The following is a 19,608-nucleotide window of genomic DNA, read 5'->3' on the forward strand; positions in this document are numbered from 1 at the left end:
CCACCTGAGGATGCTGAGCAGTTTAATTTTTAGGTTGTGGGAACTGAAAAATCTGTTTTACATGAGCGCTTGCTGATTGGCTTATGGGGGATTTTGCCAATGGGGTGGACGCGCAGGGATATTTTGCTTGGTGGTTTGGTTTCACTTGGCACTGTGGCGGTCCGGAAACCGGCATTCGCTGCGTCTTCCTATTTTTCCGGCACCAGCGTCGACAATGGCGTGACGTTCCGAAGTACGAACTTTGCCAAGATCGACAGGAAGTGGCAGCGCCAGGTTGTCAAATATTTCAGCAGCGAGCCGATTGGCACCGTCGTTGTCGATACCACACATCATTTTCTCTACCTGATCATGGAGAACAAGACTGCTATCCGCTATGGCGTCGGGGTCGGCCGCGAGGGATTCAAATGGTATGGCCGCGCCACGATCGACCAGAAATCGCTCTGGCCGCGCTGGACGCCGCCACCGGAGATGCGGCAGCGCCACCCCGAACTGCCTGAATACGTCGAGGGAGGTTCTCCGAAGAACCCGCTTGGGCCGCGCGCCATGTATTTGCATCGCGATGGCGTCGATACCGGCTACCGCTTCCATGGTACTCTGGAGCCGGGCAGCATCGGCAAGGATGCCTCCAGCGGCTGCATTCGCATGTTCAACGAAGATGCCATCGATCTTTATCAGCGTTGCCCCATTGGCACTGCGGTGCAAGTACTGCCGCACATTGCCGACCAGGCTGAAAGTGCCGCCCGGCTAAGCCAAGCAACTCCGCTTCAATGAGGGATATGCGCTAATGTCTGCTTTGATCGGATATTCGAGGCTGCTTGTCGCTGCAGCAACGCTCCTGACGCTTGCCGCCTGCAGCACCACCGATATCGCGGAGGTGGAGGAACCCGCCGTGCCGCCGATGACCGGACAGACCAACGATCCGGCGCCCGGTTTCGAGAATGTCGTCGCTGGCAGCGAACAGGACTTTATTCTGAATGTCGGCCGACGGACCTACTTCACGCAGGACTCGTCCACGCTCGATCCCATCGCCAAGACAACGTTGGATAAGCAGGCCATCTGGCTCAACAGCAACCCGCAGTGGCAAGTCAAGCTGCAGGGATTTGCCGACGATTCCGGATCCGCATCACAGATGGCGAGGCTGTCACAGACACGTGCGGATACGGTAATGACCTATCTCGTCTCGAGGGGCGTGGATGCCAACCGCATGTGGGCCAAGGGATACGGCAACGACCGCGAGGTCCGCGACTGCACGAGCCGCTCCTGCAAGGTGCAGAACCGGCGCGTCGTCTCCAATCTGCGCACCCAGCGCGACTCGCTCTGATCACAGGACTTCAGGCGAGTGAATTCCGTCGACCATCCATGATTTGGATGCTTCCAGACCCGACGAAATGATATTTGCTGGGCGAGCAGACAACCCCACACGGCATCTCCATATCGCTTCTTCAAAATTGACGTTTACGTAAAAATCAATTAGCTGTAAATATCATGTGGCCGATAGCCTGGGTGAGGCAGACTGTGGGCATAATTATTGTGGAGGAGGATTTCATGTACAAGGCGCCGGTCGAGGAAATCGCGTTTACGCTGAAGCATGTCGCCGGCATGGGGCGAGCGATGGAAGAGGGGCGTCTTGGCGATCTCGGCGGCGACGTCGTCGACGCCGTCCTGACGGAGGCCGGCCGGTTTGCCTGCGACGTGATGGAACCGCTTGCCGAGATCGGCGACCGTCAGGGCGCGAAGCTTGTCGACGGTAAGGTGGTGCTGCCGGATGGCTGGGAAAAGCTCTATCGCGACTGGATTGCCGGCGGCTGGAATGGGCTGACGGCGCCGGAGGAATTTGGCGGCCAGGGTCTGCCGCATATGTTGAATATCGCGACGCTGGAAATGTGGAACTCCGCCTCCATGGCCTTCGGGCTCGCACCGACCTTGACCATGGGCGCGGTCGAGGCGCTATTCGCTCACGGCAGCGAGGACCTTAAGCGCAGGTATTTGGCGAAACTGGTTTCCGGAGAATGGGCCGGCACGATGAACCTGACTGAGCCGCATGCCGGCTCCGATGTCGGCGCGCTGCGCACCCGCGCCGAACGCCGCGACGATGGCACCTATCGCCTGTTCGGCCAGAAGATTTTCATCACCTGGGGCGATCATGAGGCGGCGGAGAATATCATCCATTTCGTGCTTGCCCGCCTTCCGGATGCGCCTGCCGGCACCCGCGGCATCTCCCTGTTCCTGGTGCCGAAATTTCTTGTGAACGACGACGGCTCGCTCGGCGCCCGCAACGATTATTTCGCCCATTCGCTGGAGCACAAACTCGGCATCCACGGCTCGCCCACCTGCACGATGATCTATGGCGACGGCAAATATGGGACCGAGAAGGGCGCAGTTGCCTGGCTCGTCGGTGAAGAAAACAAGGGGCTCGCCTGCATGTTCACGATGATGAACAACGCTCGCCTCGCCGTCGGCATCCAGGGCGTGGCGATTGCCGAAGCCGCAACACAGAAGGCCGTCGCCTACGCAAAAGAGCGCACGCAGGGCCGGGCGCCGGGTACGACCAGCGCAGGCATGAGCCCGATCATCGAACATCCCGACATCGCCCGCATGCTGCTGACGATGAAGGCGCTGACGCAGGGTTCACGCGCCATCTGCTATGCCTGCGCCGAGGCAATCGACATGTCGCATCGCGATCCCGGCAGGGCGCGGTATTGGCAGGAACGCGCTGCCCTGTTAACGCCGATCGCCAAATCCTTCTCCACCGATGCCGGCGTCGATGTCGCCTCGCTCGGCATTCAGGTGCATGGCGGCATGGGTTTCATCGAGGAGACTGGCGCGGCCCGCCTCTTGCGCGACGCCCGCATCGCGCCAATCTACGAAGGCACTAACGGCATCCAGGCGATCGACCTCGTGACGCGCAAGCTGACAATTGCCGGCGGGGACCATTTGCGTGGCTTCACCCACGAGCTGCGCGAGATCGCCGATGCCGTTGAGAAATCCAATCTGGACGGTTTCGGCGAAACGGCTGCCCGGCTCTACGCTGCCATCACCGATCTCGAAGCGGCAAGCGAATGGCTGCTGGCGCGCCAGGCGGAGGGCCGTATCGCGGAGGCTCTCGCGGGTGCCACATCCTATCAGCGGCTCTTCGGCCTCGTGCTGACGGGCTGCTATCTCGCCAAGGGCGGTCTGGCTGATGTTGCGGACGGCGAGGGGAAAAAGCGCATCGCGCTCTGCCGCTTTGCTGCGGAAAACATGCTGGCCGAAACCACCGCACTCACTGATCGCATCGTCGCCGGCGCTTCCAGCCTCGAAGCTGCGCGCATCGCTCTTGCCTGAGGACATACATTTGACCGACCATATCCTGATCGAACGCCCTGAGACTGCGCCGCACGTGCAGGTGATCCGCTTCAATCGGCCGGAAAAGAAAAATGCCTTCACCCGCGCTATGTATCAGACAATGACGGATGCGCTGCGGGCAGCGGATGAGACGTCGGATATCCGCGTCATCGCCTTCCTCGGCAGCGAAGGCTGTTTTTCCGCTGGCAACGATCTCGCCGATTTCCTGGCCTTCGCCATGAGCGGCAGCATGGGCCGCGAGGTGCTGGACTTTCTGGCCGCACTGGCGACGTCGAAAAAGCCTGTCATCTCCGGCGTCGACGGCCTGGCGATCGGCATCGGCACCACAATCCATCTCCATTGCGACCTGACGATCGCCTCCGACCGCAGCCTGTTCAAGACCCCCTTCGTCGATCTCGCTCTTGTCCCCGAAGCCGCCTCCAGCCTGATCGCGCCGCGGCTCATGGGCCATCAGCGCGCTTTCGCTTTGCTCGCTCTGGGGGAGGGCTTTTCTGCCGCGGAAGCAAAAGATGCCGGCCTGATCTGGAAGGTCACCACGCCGGAGGCGCTTGAACCCGAAACCCTGGCGCTCGCCGCCAAACTCGCGGCCAAACCGCCCGAGGCGCTGCGGATCGCGCGCGACCTGATGCGCGGCTCGACGGAGGATGTGCTCGCTCGTATCGACGAAGAGGCAAAACACTTTGCGGCGCAGTTGAAGAGCGCGGAAGCGCGGGCGGCTTTCGAGGCGTTCATGAAGCGGTGAGGGATATTCTTTTCCCCCATCCGCCCTCGTGGTTCGAGGGTCGCTTTGCTCCCGCCTCACCATGAGGGCTGATCTTTTGCGCTCAGCCAAAGAAGATTAATCTGCCCCTTCCGCACAGTTGGGGCGGAGCGCGGGCATTCCGATATAAGCTGGAAAATCGCCCTGCACCTCCAGCTTATTGAAGGGGTATTTTACCGACGAGTCACTCCGCGCTCATGGTGAGGAGGCCCGAAGGGCCGTCTCGAACCACGAGGGTCGGCCCCTTATTCCCGGTCATCTCCGTTTAGCTTATGCCCTGCGGGTCCTCGCCGCGACAAAGCAGGCAAAGCTTCATAATCCAATGCGATCAACGCTTCCTTCTTCCGGCGCGACCAACCCTTGATCTGCCGCTCGCGGGCGATGGCATCGATGATGCGGTCATAGATTTCATGAAACACCAATTCGACAGGCCGGCGTTTGGCGGTGTAGCCATCGTAGATGCCTGCATTGTGTTCCCAGACGCGCGCTTCGATTTCCTGTTTGGTGAGACCAGTATAATAGGAGCCATCGCTGCAGCGAAGAATGTAGACGGTGACTTCCATGATAGAGCTTTCAAGCTGGAATGAGTTGATTGCTACCATTAAGTGTATGAGCAATCAAATCTTTTCCCTCATCCGCCCTCGTGGTTCGAGGGTCGCTTCGCTCCCGCCTCACCATGAGGGCTAATCTCCTCAAAACTCAGCATCCCACGTCCTAACTTTGTCGAAGGACGCTCTATGAAGGTGGCCCTCCGCCCTCATGGTGAGGAGGCCCGCAGGGCCGTCTCGAACCACGAGGGTCGGCCCCCTAAGCCTGTGTCGTTACTTCTCCAGCGCCGCCACGACCTCGACATGCGAGCTCCAGAGGAATTGGTCGATCGGTGTTACCCTCGTGATGCGGTAGCCGCTTTCGACAAGCAGGGCTAGATCGCGCGCCAGCGTCAGCGGATTACACGAGACCGCAACGATCTTTTTGACTGCGGAGCGAGCCAGTTCCTTGCTCTGAAACTCCGCACCGGCGCGGGGCGGGTCGAAGACGACGGCGTCGTAGGCTTTCAGCTCCTGCGCCATCAACGGCCGGCGGAAAAGGTCGCGGCGTTCAATCGTCACAGGTTTCAGCCCCTGCGTGTTGCGCGCCGCATGGTCGAGCGCTGCCAGCGGCTTGTCTTCACCTTCCACCGCATGCACGCGGCCGATGCGCGCTAGGCGCAGCGTGAACGTGCCGCTGCCGGCGAAAAGATCGGCGATGCGCTTCGCCTTGCCGACATGGGCAGCGACCAGCTCGGCCATGGCGTCTTCCGCCGGCTTCGTCGCCTGGGTGAAGGCGCCCGGTGGCGGCGAAACCTGGACACCGCCGAACTCGACCATGGGCTTCATCGGCTCGACCAGGATCTCGCCGTTCAATGAGACGCGGGCGATGCCGCGAAGGGTGAGAACGGTCTCGATGGCGCTGCGGCGCTGCTTGTCGGAGAGCTTCTTGATGTCGTCGACAGCGATATCGAGACCGGAAAGCGTCTCTAGAACGGAGATGCGAAAGGCTTCCGCGCTGACGGCAAGCGCTGCCCCAACCGCCCTGATTGCCGGCAGCCGTGACATGATTCCAACAGACGCGATCGGACATTCCTGAATGGCGACGATATGGTGGCTTTCGGCCTGATTGAAGCCGATCAGCATCTCCTTTTCGGTCTTACGCGCGGCGAAGACGACGCGCCGGCGCTCGCCTGGATGGGCAGCGATAATGTCGTCGACCTCGGGCGCCAGCCCCTTGGAGCGCAGCGCATCGATCACGAGCTGGCGCTTGAAGCCGCGATAGGGCTGATCCGCATAATGCTGCAGCGTGCAACCGCCGCAGGCACCGTTGACGCCCTCCGGGCCGAAATGCCGACAGTGCGGCTCCTGCCGGTCGGGCGAGGCAGACGCAATCGACATCAACGTGCCATGGCTCTTCACGCGGGCAATGGCAACACTCTCGCCGGGCAGGGTGAAAGGCACATAGATCGGCCCGTCAGCGCCTTGTGCAATGCCGTCGCCCTGGGCGCCGAGCTTCTGGATGGTCACGGTTTCGGTGCTCATGGCTTGATCCCTGCGAGAAGAAATTCCTGATTGCCGTCGCCACCTGCAATCGGCGAGGGGATGAGGCCGAGGCTCCGCCAGCCGATGTCTTCGATGAGCCAGCGTTCCAGCTCTGCCGCGACCGTCGGAGCGGAGGAGGGGTCCTTCAACAGGCCGGCTTTGCCGATCGCCTCGCGTCCGGCCTCGAATTGCGGCTTCACGAGCAGCGCGCAGTGCGAGCCCGGCTCTGCGAGTGCCAGGGCAGGTGCCAGCGCCAGCCTCAGCGAGATGAAGGAGACGTCCGAGACGATGAAGGTTATGGGCTTGCCAATATCCTCGGCGGTCAGGTTGCGGGCGTTCAGGCCTTCGATATTGGTCACGCGCGGATCGGCTGAAATGCGCGAATGCATCTGCCCGTGGCCGACATCGATGGCGGTGACATGCGCCGCACCCCGCTGCAGCAGCACTTCGGTGAAGCCGCCGGTCGAGGCGCCGACATCCAGACAGTGCTGCCCTTTTGGGTCGAGCTGAAAATGATCGAGCGCCGTCACCAATTTCAGCGCGGCCCGCGACACATAGTCCTGAGCCGGATCGTCGATCGCGATCTCAGCATCTTCGGTAAATAACGCCCCCGGCTTGCTCACCACCTTGCCGTCAACCATTACCGTGCCGCGCTGAATGGCGTCGCGCGCCCGCGAACGGCTGGCGAAAAGTGAAAGGGAGACGAGAAGCTGGTCGAGGCGTTGCGGTTCGGACATGGGCTGTCCATGCCGGGCAATGGTCTGCGTTGCAAGCGTTTTGTGTTGATGGCGGCTGATCTCGGCGTTGACGCTATGCGGCATCTGACCATAATCGCCGCAAACCGGCGGTTGATGGGGGCTCGAATGCGCGGGATTTGCGGTTATGCGACGGCTATGGCGATGATTGCTATGCCGGCCTTGGCGAATGATAGCATGGCCGAACTCAAGACCGGTGGCCTCACCTATGTCCGAACCGGCGATATCAGCATGGATGACGAAAAGCTCTTCATTTCTCCGACCGAGGTGAAGGTCGATTACATCTTCGAGAACACCTCGGACAAGGATGTCGAAAGCGTCGTTGCCTTCCCCATGCCGGATATCGAGGGCGTCCTCGATAGCACGGTCGCCATCGAGGACGCCGATGCCGACAACTTCCTCGATTTCACCGTTATGCAGGACGGCAAACCGATCACGCCGACTCTCCAGCAGAACGTGACAGTCGCCGGTATCGATATGACGGCGGAGCTGAAGGCGCACAATATTCCACTGCGACCGCTCGGCTCTGCCGCGTTCAAAGCGGTTGCGAAGCTGCCGCCTGATGTGCTCGAGGACTGGACGGCGCGGGGCCTCATTACCGATGACGAATATGATGATGACGGCCAGGGCATGAAGCGTCATTCGACGCCGATCTGGACCTTGCACACGACCTATTGGTGGCGCACCAAGTTTCCGGCCGGCGCCAAGATCAGCGTCCAGCATCGCTACAAGCCGAGCGTTGGCGGCACGGTCGCCATCACCTTTGCTGGGGACGATGACTACAAGAAAGAGCAGCTCAAAACTTATCAGACCAAATATTGCGTGGACGACGCTTTCCTTAAAACTGCTGCTAAACTATCCGACGCCGCCGACAAGGGCGGCCGCGGCTATACCGAAAGCTGGATTTCCTATGTTTTGAGCACAGGCGCCAACTGGTCCGGTCCGATCAAACATTTCCAGCTAACCGTCGATAAGGGCAGCCCGGACAACTACGTCAGTTTCTGCGGCAGCGGCGTCAAAAAGACCGGCCCCACGACCTTCCAGATGACAGCGAAGGATTTTTCTCCTGAGCATGACCTCGATATTCTGATCCTCAATGCAGTATCTCAAAATTAGGGTATAGCTGCGCCTCTCGCACTGCACAGAGTTAAATGATTTTAAAGTTGTAGCATCTAGTTATGCATAGGATTGCGATTGTCCTCTTCGGGGACACCCGCCTGCCATGACGGCTTCGCGCCTTCGCGCCCAATCATGCCTCTTCCCTGAATTTTCGAGCATCCGGCCGCGCTCTCCGAGCGGGTTCGTCGATGTTTACCAGGACCAGCGCTCAGGAGGCGCTCGCCCATGTTTGCGAAGAACCTTTCCTTGAATGGCAAACTCGCCATCACCTTTGCCGCACTTATCGCTTTCTTCGCCTGCGTTTCCATATTCGTTTACGCCAAGGAAGAAGTATCGACCGGGGCCGCCGCCGAACAGGCCAAGTCACAGCAGCTCGTCAATCTGATCGACGATTCCCTGCAGGCCATGCTGGAACAGGCCGTCAATTTACGCGGCTTCCTGCTGCTGCGCAGCAATAGCACCTATGGCGACGTCGGCACCAATCGCGATCGCATGCTGAAGAGCATGGCGGCCGCCAAGGCGGTTGCCGCCAACGAGCCCGATCTGCTTTCGGCGATCGACGGCATGCAGAAGGCCGCAGACCTCTATTTCCACCAGCTCGCCGAGCCGCAGATGAAGGCGCGCAAGGAAACGGAGATGCCACTCGATCAGATCGTCAAGATCGGCCAGAACGAGACCAAGGGCCAGCTTGATGGTTTCCGTGAGGCGGCAGCCAAGATCAAGCAGGCTGCCCGCGCCAAGGCCGCTGCCTTGTCAGCCACCCAGGACGAAGCGAATAGCGATCTTCGCATGACGCTGATTGCCGGCGGCATCATCGCCTCGCTGGCCGCTGCCGTGCTTGCTTGGCTCCTTGCACGCACCATCGTTCGCCCGATCGTCGGCATGACCGCCGCCATGGGCCGCCTTGCCAGCGGCGAGCACAATATCGACGTACCGGCCATCGGCCGTGGCGATGAAGTCGGCCGCATGGCCGATGCCGTCCTCGTCTTCAAGGATGCGGCAATCGAGAAGCTGCGTCTTGCCGGCGAAACCGACCGCATGCGCGCCGATGCCGAGCGTCAACGTCAGACGAGCGACGAGCAGAAGGCTCGCGAAGAGGGCGAGATCCGCTTCGCGATGGAGGGATTGGCCGGCGGACTTGCCGCTCTTGCCTCTGGCAACGTCGCCGCGCGCCTCGACCGCGCCTTCGCGCCGCAGTTCGACGCTGTTCGCGTCGACTTCAACAATGCCGTCGAAAAGCTGGAAGCCGCCCTGCAATCGGTTGGCCGCAATGCCTCGGCGATCAATGCGGGCGCCGCCGAAATCCGCTCGGCCGCCGACGATCTTGCCCACCGCACGGAACAGCAGGCCGCCGCCGTCGAAGAGACGGCCGCAGCCCTCGAGCAGGTGACGACGACGGTTCGCGATTCGGCCAAGCGTGCCGAAGATGTCGGCCATCTCGTCGAACGCGCCCGCCAGGGCGCTGAGAAATCCGGCGACGTGGTGCGTAAGGCGGTCTCTGCCATGCAGCAAATCGAAAAATCCTCGGGCGAGATCAGCAACATCATCAGCGTCATCGACGATATTGCTTTCCAGACCAACCTTCTGGCTCTCAATGCCGGCGTCGAAGCCGCACGCGCCGGCGATGCCGGCAAAGGTTTTGCGGTCGTCGCCCAGGAAGTCCGCGAGCTGGCACAGCGTTCGGCGAACGCCGCCAAGGAAATCAAGGCGCTGATCAACACGTCGAGCGATCAGGTCAACACCGGCGTGTCGCTGGTCGGAGAGACCGGCAAGGCGTTGGAACTGATCGTTTCGGAAGTGCAGGAGATCAACCGCCACGTCGGCGCCATCGTCATTGCCACCCGCGAACAGTCGACGGGCCTCCAGGAGATCAACACCGCCGTCAACAACATGGACCAGGGCACGCAGCAGAATGCCGCCATGGTCGAGGAACAGACGGCGGCGAGCCATGCACTCGCCCGCGAGGCTGCCTCCCTCAACGAACTCCTGCACCAGTTCCGTCTGAATGACATGCCCCGCGAATCCAAGCGCCCGGCGGCCGTCACCGCCCAGTCGCGGCCGGCCGCTTCCCCTGCAAGGGCATTGGGCCGGACGGTTGCAAAGGTGTTTGGCGGTAAGGCCGCTACCGCGGCAGTTGCCCGGGATGAGTGGGAGGAATTTTGAGCAAGGCGTCTTTCTGACGCCGACCTCCTCCGCTCTTTTTACCGGGCACCGGAGGCTCGGGCGTAGACTGTTTCGAACGACGATCTGTCTCGCTTATTTCGAGGCGAGACAGATCCCAGTTAGCGACAACCGGCAAGATGGTTATAGCCAGCGCTGCGTTCCTCAATACTTGGACGGAACATAAAGCTCCGGCGGCAGGACCTTGCGCTCGTAGTTGGGATTGAAGATCCGCTCCGGTAGGGTGATGTCCTCGTGAGGCACGTCCTCATAGGGAATTTGCTTGAGCAGATGGTCGATGCAGTTCAGGCGGGCGCGCTTCTTGTCGTTGCCCTCGACGATATGCCAGGGTGCTTCCGGAATGTTCGTGCGCGCAAAGGTTTCTTCTTTGGCCTTCGTATAGGCTTCCCACCGCACGCGGGATTGCAGATCCATCGGCGACAGCTTCCACTGCTTCAGGGGATCATGGATGCGCACGAGGAAGCGAAGCTGCTGCTCTTCGTCGGTGATCGAAAACCAGTATTTGACAAGCCGGATTCCGGAGCGAACCAGCATGCGTTCGAACTCGGGCACGTCGTTGAAGAACTGTTCGACCTGATCTTCCGTCGCAAAGCCCATCACACGCTCGACACCGGAGCGATTGTACCAGGACCGGTCGAAGAGAACGATCTCGCCGCCCGCCGGCAGATGGGGTACGTAGCGTTGGAAATACCATTGCGTCTTTTCGCGATCGGATGGCGCCGGTAGCGCGACGACCCTGGCAACGCGTGGGTTGAGCCTCTGGGTGATCCGCTTGATGGCTCCGCCTTTGCCCGCCGAGTCGCGACCCTCGAAGATCACGACGACCTTCTCCTTGTGATAGGTCACCCAATCCTGCAGCTTGATCAGTTCGGCTTGCAGCGACAGCAAGGCGCGGAAGTATTCGATGCGCGGCATCGCAGCCGGATGCACCTTCTGGTAGATCTTTCGGATCTCTTCGGAGAGAGCCGGTTCCGAAAGTTCCAATTCGTAGTCTTCATCTAGCGTATCGGCCAATTCCGCTTCAAGCCAATCGGAATGCTCGTGTTCTTTGTCTGGATTGCGCAAGGTTCTCTCCGCTTGTCGATGGCAGCTAACGATAACAGTCGAAGGCATGATCGCTCCTAAAAACGCAAACATGCCCGTTCCTGCATTGCTGCAAGTTCCGCTTTGTTCATGACAGATGGATGAATGATTGCGGCAAGAGGGAAGGTAAAGCAAGCCGAACACCAGAGATGACCCGGAAGACCCGGGCCGATCCCAACACGCATGACATATCATGTGCCGGAAGCTTCAGGCCTCGGACTAACGGTAGATTGATGGCGAGTTTAGCCGAGCTTACCCGGCAGCCTCGATAATCCGGCTGCGGCCCAACGCCTTGAACACCGTCTGCACGATGCCGGCTCGGTCGAGGCCGGCTTTGGCGTTCATGACTTCGGGCTTTGCCTGCTCCATCCAGATGTCGGGCATGACCAGCGCGCGGATCTTGAGGCCATTGTCGAGCAGGCCTTCGGTGGCGAGGAATTGCATGACCTGGCTGCCGAAGCCGCCGACAGAGCCTTCTTCGATGGTGATGAGCACCTCGTGATGGCTGGCAAGCTGGCGAATGAGATCGTGGTCCAGCGGCTTGGCGAAGCGGGCGTCGGCAACCGTTGTCGGCAGGCCGGCGGCGTCGAGATCCTCGGCGGCGGCGAGACTATCGGCGAGGCGCGTGCCGAAGGACAGCAGCGCCACCTTCGAACCCTGCTTGACGATGCGGCCCTTGCCGATCTGGAGAATTTCGCCGCGTTCCGGCAGCTCGATGCCGACGCCTTCGCCGCGCGGATAGCGGAAGGAGATCGGGCCGAGATCATAGGCGGCGGCCGTGCGCACCATATGCTTCAGCTCCGCCTCGTCGGCGGCGGCCATGACCACGAAACCGGGCAGGCTGGCGAGGAAGGCCGTATCGAAGGAGCCGGCATGCGTCGGCCCGTCGGCGCCGACGAAGCCGGCGCGGTCGATCGGGAAGCGCACCGGCAGGCCCTGGATCGCAACATCATGCACCACCTGGTCATAGGCGCGCTGCAGGAAGGTCGAATAGAGGGCGGCGAACGGTTTGAAACCCTCGGCGGCGAGGCCAGCCGCGAAAGTGACGGCATGCTGCTCGGCAATACCGACGTCGAAGCAGCGGGACGGGAAAAATTCCTGCAGCTTGTCGAGCCCGGTGCCGTTCGGCATGGCAGCGGTAATGCCGACGATCTTCTCGTCGAGCATGGCTTCCTGCACGAGGGCATCCGCAAAGACGCTGGTATAGCTCGGCGCATTCGGCTTTACCTTGGCCTGTGCACCGGTGATGACGTCGAACTTGTTGACGCCATGATATTTGTCGGCCGCCGCTTCGGCGGGCGGATAGCCCTTGCCCTTCTGCGTTACGACATGGATCAGCACCGGCCCCTGCGCATGGTCCCGCACATTCCGCAGCACCGGCAGCAGATGGTCGAAGGAATGACCATCGATGGGGCCGATATGGTAGAAACCCATCTCCTCGAACATCGTCCCGCCGGTGACGTAGCCCCGTGCATGCTCCACGGCGCGGGTAATGGCGCGGTCGACATTCTTGCCGAGATAAGCGGTCAGCTTCTTTCCGAAATCGCGAAAGCCCATATAGGTGCGGCCGGAGGCGAGGCGCGCGAGATAGGCGCTCATGGCGCCGGTCGGCGGCGCGATCGACATGTCGTTGTCGTTTAGGATGACGATCAGCCGGGCATCAAGCGCGCCGGCATTGTTCAGCGCCTCATAGGCCATGCCGGCCGACATCGCGCCGTCGCCGATGACCGCAATGACGCGGCGGTCGGTCTTGTCGAGTTCGGCGGCGACCGCCATGCCGAGACCGGCGGAGATAGACGTTGAGGAATGCGCAGCGCCGAAGGGATCGTATTCGCTCTCTGCGCGGCGGGTGAAGCCGGAAAGCCCGTCTTCCTGGCGCAGCGTTCGGATACGGTCGCGCCGGCCGGTCAGGATTTTATGCGGATAACATTGATGGCCGACGTCGAAGATCAGACGGTCATTCGGCGTATCGAAGACATTGTGGATGGCAATGGTGAGTTCGACGACGCCAAGGCCGGCGCCGAGATGTCCACCCGTGCGCGATACCGCATCGATCATCTCGTTGCGAAGTTCGCGGGCGAGTTGCGGCAAATCCCGGTCCTCCAGCTTTCGCAGGTCGGAAGGATAGTGGACCTGGTCCAGCAGGGGCGTCTCTGGCATGTGTGTCAAGGCTGAAGCCTCTTTCTTGCTATTCTTGGGCGGCGGCCCGCCTTTGTGTCAAAACAGATTGCGTCAGAAGACGACGAATTCAAGGACTGCCTGAACAAGAAACATTTGGCATTGTTATGAACCCGTTAGCTTTCCGGCAAAGGAATAAACTCTTCCTCGTCTCCCGGCACGATGTCGAAACGGCCGGTGCGCCATTCTTCCTTGGCCTTTTCGATGCGTTCCTTGGAAGAAGACACGAAATTCCACCAGATATAGCGCTTCGAATTGAGCGCCGCACCCCCAAAAAGCATCAGATGACAGCCTTTCTCAGCCGTCTCCAGGGTAATGGCATCGCCGGGGCGGAAGACAAGAAGCTGATCCTGCTCGAAACGGTCACCCGCAACGATCAATGAGCCGGAGAGAATATAGACCGCCCGTTCCTCATGTCCCGGACCGAACGGGAACTTCACGCCGGGCTTGAGCTGAAGATCGACATAAAGTGTGTCGGAGAAGGATTTTACCGGTGATTTCAGGCCTTCGAAGCTGCCGATCACTACGCGCCCCATTACGCCGCCGTCGGAGATTACAGGCATATCGTCCTTCTCCGTATGGGCAAAGGACGGATCGATCTCTTCCTTGTCATCGGGGAGTGCCAGCCATGTTTGAAGGCCGGACATGGCGAATGGGTGATCGCGCAGATTCTCAGGCGTGCGCTCCGAATGCACGATGCCGCGGCCGGCCGTCATCAGGTTGATATCGCCGGGGCGAATGACCTTTTCCGTGCCGAGACTATCCCTATGGCGGATTTCGCCATCGAAAAGATAGGTCACGGTCGACAGGCCGATATGCGGATGCGGCCTGACATCCAGCGCCTCGCCGGGCCTGAGCACCGCCGGTCCCATGCGGTCGAAAAAGATAAACGGTCCCACCAGCCGCCGCCGGCTGCTCGGAAGCGCGCGGCGGACGAAAAAGCCGCCGAGATCGCTGGTGCGCGGAATGATGAGATGCTCGATCGCGTCGCAGGCGAAGGAATCGCCAGGCAGCGGATCTTTGCCAGGAAAGAAGGACATGGCGAGCGCTCCGTTGAAATTGCAAAATAGCTTAACGGGAAAGAGGAACTAGGGATAGCAGAAGCTGCAGCGATGTCGCCTCCTATTGAAGGGGGCATGAGCCGATGACCGCGTCATCGCCTGCCTTGCTTCCCAATATCAGGCATTCGCCGTCGTGGCAGAGAGTCCAACCGCTGATTGTCTTGCCCGATGCGGCGAGCGACAGCCTCGCGATCGGCTGCCGCTTTGGTCTCCAGTTCCACCATCCGTCTTTCAGGACGGCATCATCTCCCGGTTCCATACCCGCGCCCGAACCCTTGATCCAAGCCTCAGTCAGCACCAAACCGGCCGGCTGGACGTTCCAAGCCTCTCGCCATTCGGTTTTTTCGATCGAATGCGTCCATTGCAGCGTGAATGCCGTCGCCGCGAGCGTGATCAGCTTGCCGCCGGTAAGAATGCACAGGCTCATGGTGTAACCGGCTTTCGCGGTGGATGACGGTTGCGCCACCAATGAACGGCGATTACCGCTGCGCCGACGGCAAACCCCGCCTCATCCGTCAAGGGCAGCGCAACAATAAGGCTGACGCCGGCGGCGAAGGCGAGTAAGCGTTCCAAGGGCGTCAGGAGTGCCAGCAGAAAGCCGACCGATGCGGCGCCCCAGAGCGCGATGCCGAAACAGGCCTTGACGACGATGTAGGCGACTTCGACGGGATAACCCCACGCGGCCGCAAGCGGACCGCCGTCCTGCAGCATGAGCGCCGGCGTGTACACCGCCATGAACGGAACGACGAAGCCAGCCGTGGCAAGTTTCGTCGCCTGCACCGCAATCCGCAGGCCCGATGTCTTCGCCATGGGGGCTGCGGCGAAGGCGGCGAGGGCCACCGGCGGCGTGAGGTCTGCCATGATGCCGAAATAGAACACGAACATATGGCTGACGAGCAGCGGCACGCCGAGTTGCAGCAGCGCCGGTCCCGCCAGCGATGAGGTGATGATGTAGTTCGGAATGGTCGGAATGCCCATGCCGAGCACAAGACAGGTCAGCATCGTCAACACCAGCGAAAGGAAGAGGTTGTCCTTGCCGATGCTGATGATCGCCCCGATGAAGGTGGAGGCGATGCCGGTCAATGTCAGCGTGCCGATAACGATGCCGACGATCGCACAGGCTATGCCCACCGGAAGCGCATTCTTGGCGCCTTCGGCCAGCGAATCACGGCAGATGGCGAGCGTCTCGCGTCCTCCCTTGAAGAAGACGCAGGCAAGGACCAGGGCGCCGATCACCAAGGCAAGAATGTTCACGCCCAATTCGGTGAAGGAAGCAGCGGCAATGCCAAGGATGATCCAGAACACGCCCCGCAGAAACTTCGGACCGATGAGCGCCGAAAGTGGGGTTCCAAGAATGAGCACGACGACCAGCGCCAGCCCCATCGTTCCGGCGTAGATCGGCGTATAGCCGGCAAAGAGGAGATAGACGAGGGCGGCAAGTGGCAACACCAGCGGCCAGTGCTGCCGGACTGCCTGCCAGGGGTTTGGCAGTTCGGATTTCTTCATGCCCCTCAAGTCGGCCTTGCCGGCCTCGAGATAGACGATCCAGAAACAGACGCCAAAGTAGAGGAAGGCGGGGATCAACGCTGCCTTGACGATTTCCGCATAAGGGACATTGAGGGTTTCGGCCATGATGAAGGCGACAGCACCCATCACCGGCGGCATGATCTGTCCGCCCATGGATGATGTCGCTTCGACGCCGCCGGCAAAAGCGGAACGGAAGCCGAAGCGCTTCATCAGCGGAATGGTGAATTGCCCGCTGGCGACGACGTTTGCCACGCCCGAACCCGAGATCGTCCCCATCAGCGCCGAGGAGAGCACGCAGACCTGCGCCGGCCCGCCGCGCCAGGTGCCCACCAGCCCGAGAGCGAAATCGTTGAACAGCGCCAGCATTCCGGCGCGTTCGAGAAAGGCGGCAAAGACCACGAAGATGAAGATATAGCTGGCCGAGACGTAGATCGGCGTGCCGTAGATACCTTCTGTGCCGTAGCTGAATTGCTCGATGATCAGCGCGAAATCATAACCTCGGTGGTTGAAAGGTGAAGGCAAATGATTGCCCACGAAACAATAGAGGAAGAAGATCCCGGCAATGATGGTCAGCGGCAGGCCCATCAGCCGGCGGGCGCTTTCGAAGACGAGAGCAATCAGGACGACGCCGACCGCCAGGTCGATGTCTGTTAGGAAACCCGCGCGCTCGATCAGCGCGGCATAGAAGACCCAGTTATAGATACCCGTCAGGAAACCTATGATGCCGAGCGCCCATAGCACCGTTTTGCCAAACGCCGTTTTGGCCACGAGATTTCCGAGCAGCGCGAAGCCGAGCAGCAACAGAAAGCCGACATGCATCGCGCGTATGATCTGGCTGGGCAAGGTGCCATAGGCAGCCGTCCAGAGCTGAAACAATGAAAAGCTGAAAGCGATCCAGAACGCGACGCGGCCGGATAGCCCGTCGCCGAATCCCTGCGGAAGGCCTTCGATAGGTTCTTCGGCGGAATGCGGTGCGAGATATTGCTGCCCGGACTCGATATCGGTCATTGCTGCCCCCGGCTTCGATGGTTTGGAATTCTGCGATTGCGACGGTGTTGGCGGTGCGCTTCGTCCCGATGGGATTCGACGCACCCAAAACCTCGCTATTTCAGAAGACCCACTTCGCGGTAGTAACGCTCCGCGCCGGGATGTAAGGGCACTGGCATCCCCTCGAGGGCCTTGGAGCGATCAATCGCTTTTGCCGCGGCGTGAGCGGCAGATAACTGTCCGAGATTTTCGAAGAGCAGTTTCGTCATCTGATAGACGGTCTCGTCCGAGACGCCCTCATGCGTGATGAGAAAATTGCCGACGGCTGCCGTTTCCACGTCTTCCGTCTGACCCTCATAGGTGCCCGCCGGAATTTTCACGGAAATATACGGCGCTCCGATCTTGGCGACATCGGCGGCAGGCACGGCCACAACATTGATCGGCAATGAGGTTGCTAGGTCGCGGATTGATGCGACGCCCAGTCCGGCCGATTGCAGGGTTGCATCGAGCTGGCGATTCTTGATGAGCTCGACCGATTCCGCAAATGGCAGATATTCGGTCTTGCCAAGCTCTTTGTAGCTCATACCGGCGGCCTGCAGGATGGCGCGGGCGTTCAGCTCCGTACCTGATTTCGGCGCTCCGACGGAAAGGCTCTTGCCCTTCAGGTCGGCGAGCGTCTTGACGCCCGATTCCTTCGAGGCGACGATCTGGATGTAATTCGGATAGATAGCGGCTATGCCGCGGAGCTTGGTGAGCTTGCCGGGAAAGCCGGCATCCTTGTTGCCGTCCCAGGCCATCTGCACGGAATCGCCAAGCGAAAATCCGATTTCGCCCTTGCCTTGCTGCAGAAGATTGAGATTTTCCACGGAAGCCTTGGTGGCCTGCACCTGCGTTCTGGCGCCAGGAATATTGTCGCCGTAGATTTTCGCCAACGCCACGCCGAGCGGATAGTAAACGCCCGATGTTCCCCCGGTCAGCACATTGATGAATTCGTCGGCCTTGGCAGTGGTTGCCGTAAGGATGCCAGTAAGAGCCAGCGTGCTGGCAACAAGAAAATTGGCTGCGGTGCGCTTCACGATTGTCCTCCCCAATCAATCATCAACGGCGCTATCATGGGCGGAGAGCCGGATGGCGTCAATGAGAGGTTGAAGATCGGAGGATGCAAAACCGGAGAACCGCTCTCCTGGCGAGCGTTTTGCCTTACTGTCCGTCCAGCGGTTCCGTACCCTGCGGCTTGCCGGCCCGATCGAGCCTGATTTTCTCGATGCGGTTCTCCGCCGCCGAGAGCAAGGTCTCGCAATGCTTTTTCAACGCTTCGCCGCGCTCGTAAATGGCGATGGATTCGTCGAGCGCTACGTCGCCGCGTTCCAGCCGCGCCACGATGCTTTCGAGCTCCGCCACAGCCTTTTCGAATGAATAGCCGGAGACATCCACTTTGGCGCTTTCGTTCATCATCAACCCTTCATCATGCGCAGAATATGCAGGCCTGCCGATTCGGCGAGACCCTCCAGATCATAGCCGCCTTCGAGCAGGCTGACGACCCGGTTCTTGGCGCTGCGGTCTGCCGCTTCCAGGATGCGCCCGGTCGCCCAGTCGAAATCCTCACCTGTGAGATTCAATTGCGCCAGGGGATCGCGATGATGGGCGTCGAAGCCGGCGGAGATGATGATGAGGTCGGGGCGGAAATCATCGAGCGCCGGCAATACGCGCGATTTGAAAGCCTCGCGGAAATGGTCGCCACCGGTATTGGGCGAAAGCGGCGCGTTGACGATGGTATTGTGCGTGCCGCGCTCGTCCTTTTTGCCGGTGCCCGGGTAAAGCGGCATCTGGTGCGTGGAGCAGAAAAGCACGGACGGATCATCCCAGAAGATATCCTGCGTGCCGTTGCCGTGATGCACGTCCCAATCGACAATGGCAACGCGCTCGGCTCCATGGGCTTTCTGCGCATGACGGGCGGCGATCGCCACATTGTTGAAGAAGCAGAAGCCCATCGCCTTGCTCTTCTCGGCGTGATGGCCGGGAGGGCGAGCCGCGACGAAGACATTGTCGGCCGCGCCCGAGAACACATCGTCGACCGCCGCCATAGCGCCCCCGACGCCATGCATGATCGCCTGCAGCGTCTTCGGGCTGGCATACGTATCGGCTTCGAGCTGGTTGATCTCGTCGTCGTCACCCCCGTCGGGGATCGAGCGCAGAACGAAGGTCAGGTGCTCTTCCGGATGGGCAAGCAGCACCGCGTCCTCGCTGGCAAGCGGCGCCTTGCGCCGGTCCAACCTCTCGAAGTTCGGATGCTCCAGCGCAATATTCAAAGACCGCAACCGGTCGGGCCTCTCGGGATGCCCCGGCGGGGTAAGGTGTTCCAGAAAAATCGGGTGCTCGTAAAGACGTGTGCTCATGAAACCAATCTACAGACGAGATATGACGTCTGATACAGGACATGGGCAGTATCACCATAATGTCAACAATCCATCTTAACCACGTTGAGCTACCAACCGTTTACTTCTTGAGGCGCGATGTTAAGCTTTCATTAAGGTGCGAGC

Annotated in this window: 17 protein-coding genes; 6 read left to right on the forward strand and 11 right to left on the reverse strand. The window is 60.5% G+C overall.

All coding sequences use genetic code 11. The features are described 5' to 3' along the window. Positions 1-99: 99 nt before the first annotated feature. The 4 genes from QDY28_RS04960 to QDY28_RS04975 all read left to right on the forward strand — a co-directional run bounded on the left by QDY28_RS04960 (position 100) and on the right by QDY28_RS04975 (position 4,087). Positions 100-771, forward strand: a complete 672-nt coding sequence (locus QDY28_RS04960) for a L,D-transpeptidase (protein WP_331380866.1) — start codon at positions 100-102, stop codon at positions 769-771. A gap of 13 nt (positions 772-784) precedes the next feature. Next, positions 785-1,321 (forward strand): OmpA family protein, encoded by a 537-nt coding sequence (locus QDY28_RS04965; RefSeq protein ID WP_331380556.1) that lies wholly within the window; start codon positions 785-787, stop codon positions 1,319-1,321. Positions 1,322-1,545: 224 nt separating this feature from the next. Beyond that, positions 1,546-3,324, forward strand: coding sequence for an acyl-CoA dehydrogenase (locus QDY28_RS04970; RefSeq protein ID WP_331380557.1), 1,779 nt, complete (start codon positions 1,546-1,548; stop codon positions 3,322-3,324). A gap of 10 nt (positions 3,325-3,334) precedes the next feature. Further along, positions 3,335-4,087 carry a crotonase/enoyl-CoA hydratase family protein gene (locus QDY28_RS04975; RefSeq protein ID WP_331380558.1) on the forward strand — a complete coding sequence of 251 codons (753 nt, stop codon included), beginning with the start codon at positions 3,335-3,337 and terminating at the stop codon, positions 4,085-4,087. Between the two features lie 263 nt (positions 4,088-4,350). On the opposite strand, the gene QDY28_RS04980 is transcribed toward QDY28_RS04975, so the two are convergent. The 3 genes from QDY28_RS04980 to QDY28_RS04990 form a co-directional block, all read right to left on the reverse strand. Further along, positions 4,351-4,668, reverse strand: a complete 318-nt coding sequence (locus QDY28_RS04980) for a GIY-YIG nuclease family protein (protein WP_331380559.1) — start codon at positions 4,666-4,668, stop codon at positions 4,351-4,353. 258 nt (positions 4,669-4,926) lie between these two features. After that, on the reverse strand, positions 4,927-6,177 hold the full coding sequence (locus QDY28_RS04985; protein ID WP_331380560.1) for a class I SAM-dependent RNA methyltransferase: 1,251 nt from the start codon (positions 6,175-6,177) through the stop codon (positions 4,927-4,929). Next, positions 6,174-6,914, reverse strand: coding sequence for a TlyA family RNA methyltransferase (locus tag QDY28_RS04990; protein WP_331380561.1), 741 nt, complete (start codon positions 6,912-6,914; stop codon positions 6,174-6,176). The genes QDY28_RS04985 and QDY28_RS04990 overlap by 4 nt, the downstream gene beginning before the upstream one ends. A 126-nt stretch (positions 6,915-7,040) precedes the next feature. Here QDY28_RS04990 and QDY28_RS04995 point away from each other — a divergent pair, with 126 nt between their 5' ends. Continuing rightward, positions 7,041-8,048: a DUF4424 domain-containing protein gene (locus QDY28_RS04995; RefSeq protein ID WP_331380562.1), complete on the forward strand. Its 1,008-nt coding sequence runs from the start codon at positions 7,041-7,043 to the stop codon at positions 8,046-8,048. Between the two features lie 228 nt (positions 8,049-8,276). Further along, positions 8,277-10,214, forward strand: coding sequence for a methyl-accepting chemotaxis protein (locus tag QDY28_RS05000; RefSeq protein ID WP_331380563.1), 1,938 nt, complete (start codon positions 8,277-8,279; stop codon positions 10,212-10,214). Between the two features lie 162 nt (positions 10,215-10,376). Here QDY28_RS05000 and ppk2 read toward each other — a convergent pair whose 3' ends face one another. The 8 genes from ppk2 to QDY28_RS05040 form a co-directional block, all read right to left on the reverse strand. Continuing rightward, the gene (gene ppk2, locus QDY28_RS05005) at positions 10,377-11,297 is read right to left on the reverse strand and encodes a polyphosphate kinase 2 (protein WP_331380565.1); all 921 of its coding nucleotides are present in this window, start codon (positions 11,295-11,297) and stop codon (positions 10,377-10,379) included. Between the two features lie 270 nt (positions 11,298-11,567). Continuing rightward, positions 11,568-13,484, reverse strand: a complete 1,917-nt coding sequence (gene dxs / locus QDY28_RS05010; protein WP_331380566.1) for a 1-deoxy-D-xylulose-5-phosphate synthase — start codon at positions 13,482-13,484, stop codon at positions 11,568-11,570. Between the two features lie 125 nt (positions 13,485-13,609). Next, the gene (locus tag QDY28_RS05015) at positions 13,610-14,533 is read right to left on the reverse strand and encodes a pirin family protein (RefSeq protein WP_331380567.1); all 924 of its coding nucleotides are present in this window, start codon (positions 14,531-14,533) and stop codon (positions 13,610-13,612) included. An 82-nt stretch (positions 14,534-14,615) separates the two neighbouring features. Continuing rightward, complete coding sequence (locus QDY28_RS05020; protein WP_331380568.1) at positions 14,616-14,981, reverse strand: DUF1850 domain-containing protein; 366 nt, start codon at positions 14,979-14,981, stop codon at positions 14,616-14,618. Next, positions 14,978-17,089, reverse strand: a complete 2,112-nt coding sequence (locus tag QDY28_RS05025) for a TRAP transporter permease (RefSeq protein ID WP_331380569.1) — start codon at positions 17,087-17,089, stop codon at positions 14,978-14,980. Before QDY28_RS05025 ends, QDY28_RS05020 begins: the two co-directional genes overlap by 4 nt. Before the next feature lie 95 nt (positions 17,090-17,184). Further along, positions 17,185-18,144, reverse strand: coding sequence for a TAXI family TRAP transporter solute-binding subunit (locus tag QDY28_RS05030; protein WP_331380570.1), 960 nt, complete (start codon positions 18,142-18,144; stop codon positions 17,185-17,187). A 124-nt stretch (positions 18,145-18,268) separates the two neighbouring features. Beyond that, positions 18,269-18,520, reverse strand: coding sequence for an exodeoxyribonuclease VII small subunit (locus QDY28_RS05035; protein ID WP_331380867.1), 252 nt, complete (start codon positions 18,518-18,520; stop codon positions 18,269-18,271). 2 nt (positions 18,521-18,522) lie between these two features. Beyond that, on the reverse strand, positions 18,523-19,464 hold the full coding sequence (locus QDY28_RS05040; RefSeq protein WP_331380571.1) for a histone deacetylase family protein: 942 nt from the start codon (positions 19,462-19,464) through the stop codon (positions 18,523-18,525). Positions 19,465-19,608: the final 144 nt, after the last annotated feature.

It is taken from the genome of Rhizobium sp. BR 362, from assembly GCF_036528765.1.
Classification (GTDB): domain Bacteria; phylum Pseudomonadota; class Alphaproteobacteria; order Rhizobiales; family Rhizobiaceae; genus Rhizobium.

What these genes read in the sequence shown, in the direction of transcription:
- QDY28_RS05020 (WP_331380568.1), bottom strand. Translation starts at nt 14,981, where the DNA reads ATGAGCCTGTGCATTCTTACCGGCGGCAAGCTGATCACGCTCGCGGCG.
- QDY28_RS05000 (WP_331380563.1), top strand. Translation starts at nt 8,277, where the DNA reads ATGTTTGCGAAGAACCTTTCCTTGAATGGCAAACTCGCCATCACCTTT.
- QDY28_RS04960 (WP_331380866.1), top strand. Translation starts at nt 100, where the DNA reads ATGGGGTGGACGCGCAGGGATATTTTGCTTGGTGGTTTGGTTTCACTT.
- QDY28_RS04985 (WP_331380560.1), bottom strand. Translation starts at nt 6,177, where the DNA reads ATGAGCACCGAAACCGTGACCATCCAGAAGCTCGGCGCCCAGGGCGAC.
- QDY28_RS04995 (WP_331380562.1), top strand. Translation starts at nt 7,041, where the DNA reads ATGCGCGGGATTTGCGGTTATGCGACGGCTATGGCGATGATTGCTATG.
- QDY28_RS05040 (WP_331380571.1), bottom strand. Translation starts at nt 19,464, where the DNA reads ATGAGCACACGTCTTTACGAGCACCCGATTTTTCTGGAACACCTTACC.
- QDY28_RS04970 (WP_331380557.1), top strand. Translation starts at nt 1,546, where the DNA reads ATGTACAAGGCGCCGGTCGAGGAAATCGCGTTTACGCTGAAGCATGTC.
- QDY28_RS04965 (WP_331380556.1), top strand. Translation starts at nt 785, where the DNA reads ATGTCTGCTTTGATCGGATATTCGAGGCTGCTTGTCGCTGCAGCAACG.
- QDY28_RS04980 (WP_331380559.1), bottom strand. Translation starts at nt 4,668, where the DNA reads ATGGAAGTCACCGTCTACATTCTTCGCTGCAGCGATGGCTCCTATTAT.
- QDY28_RS04990 (WP_331380561.1), bottom strand. Translation starts at nt 6,914, where the DNA reads ATGTCCGAACCGCAACGCCTCGACCAGCTTCTCGTCTCCCTTTCACTT.
- QDY28_RS05015 (WP_331380567.1), bottom strand. Translation starts at nt 14,533, where the DNA reads ATGTCCTTCTTTCCTGGCAAAGATCCGCTGCCTGGCGATTCCTTCGCC.
- QDY28_RS05025 (WP_331380569.1), bottom strand. Translation starts at nt 17,089, where the DNA reads ATGACCGATATCGAGTCCGGGCAGCAATATCTCGCACCGCATTCCGCC.
- QDY28_RS05035 (WP_331380867.1), bottom strand. Translation starts at nt 18,520, where the DNA reads ATGAACGAAAGCGCCAAAGTGGATGTCTCCGGCTATTCATTCGAAAAG.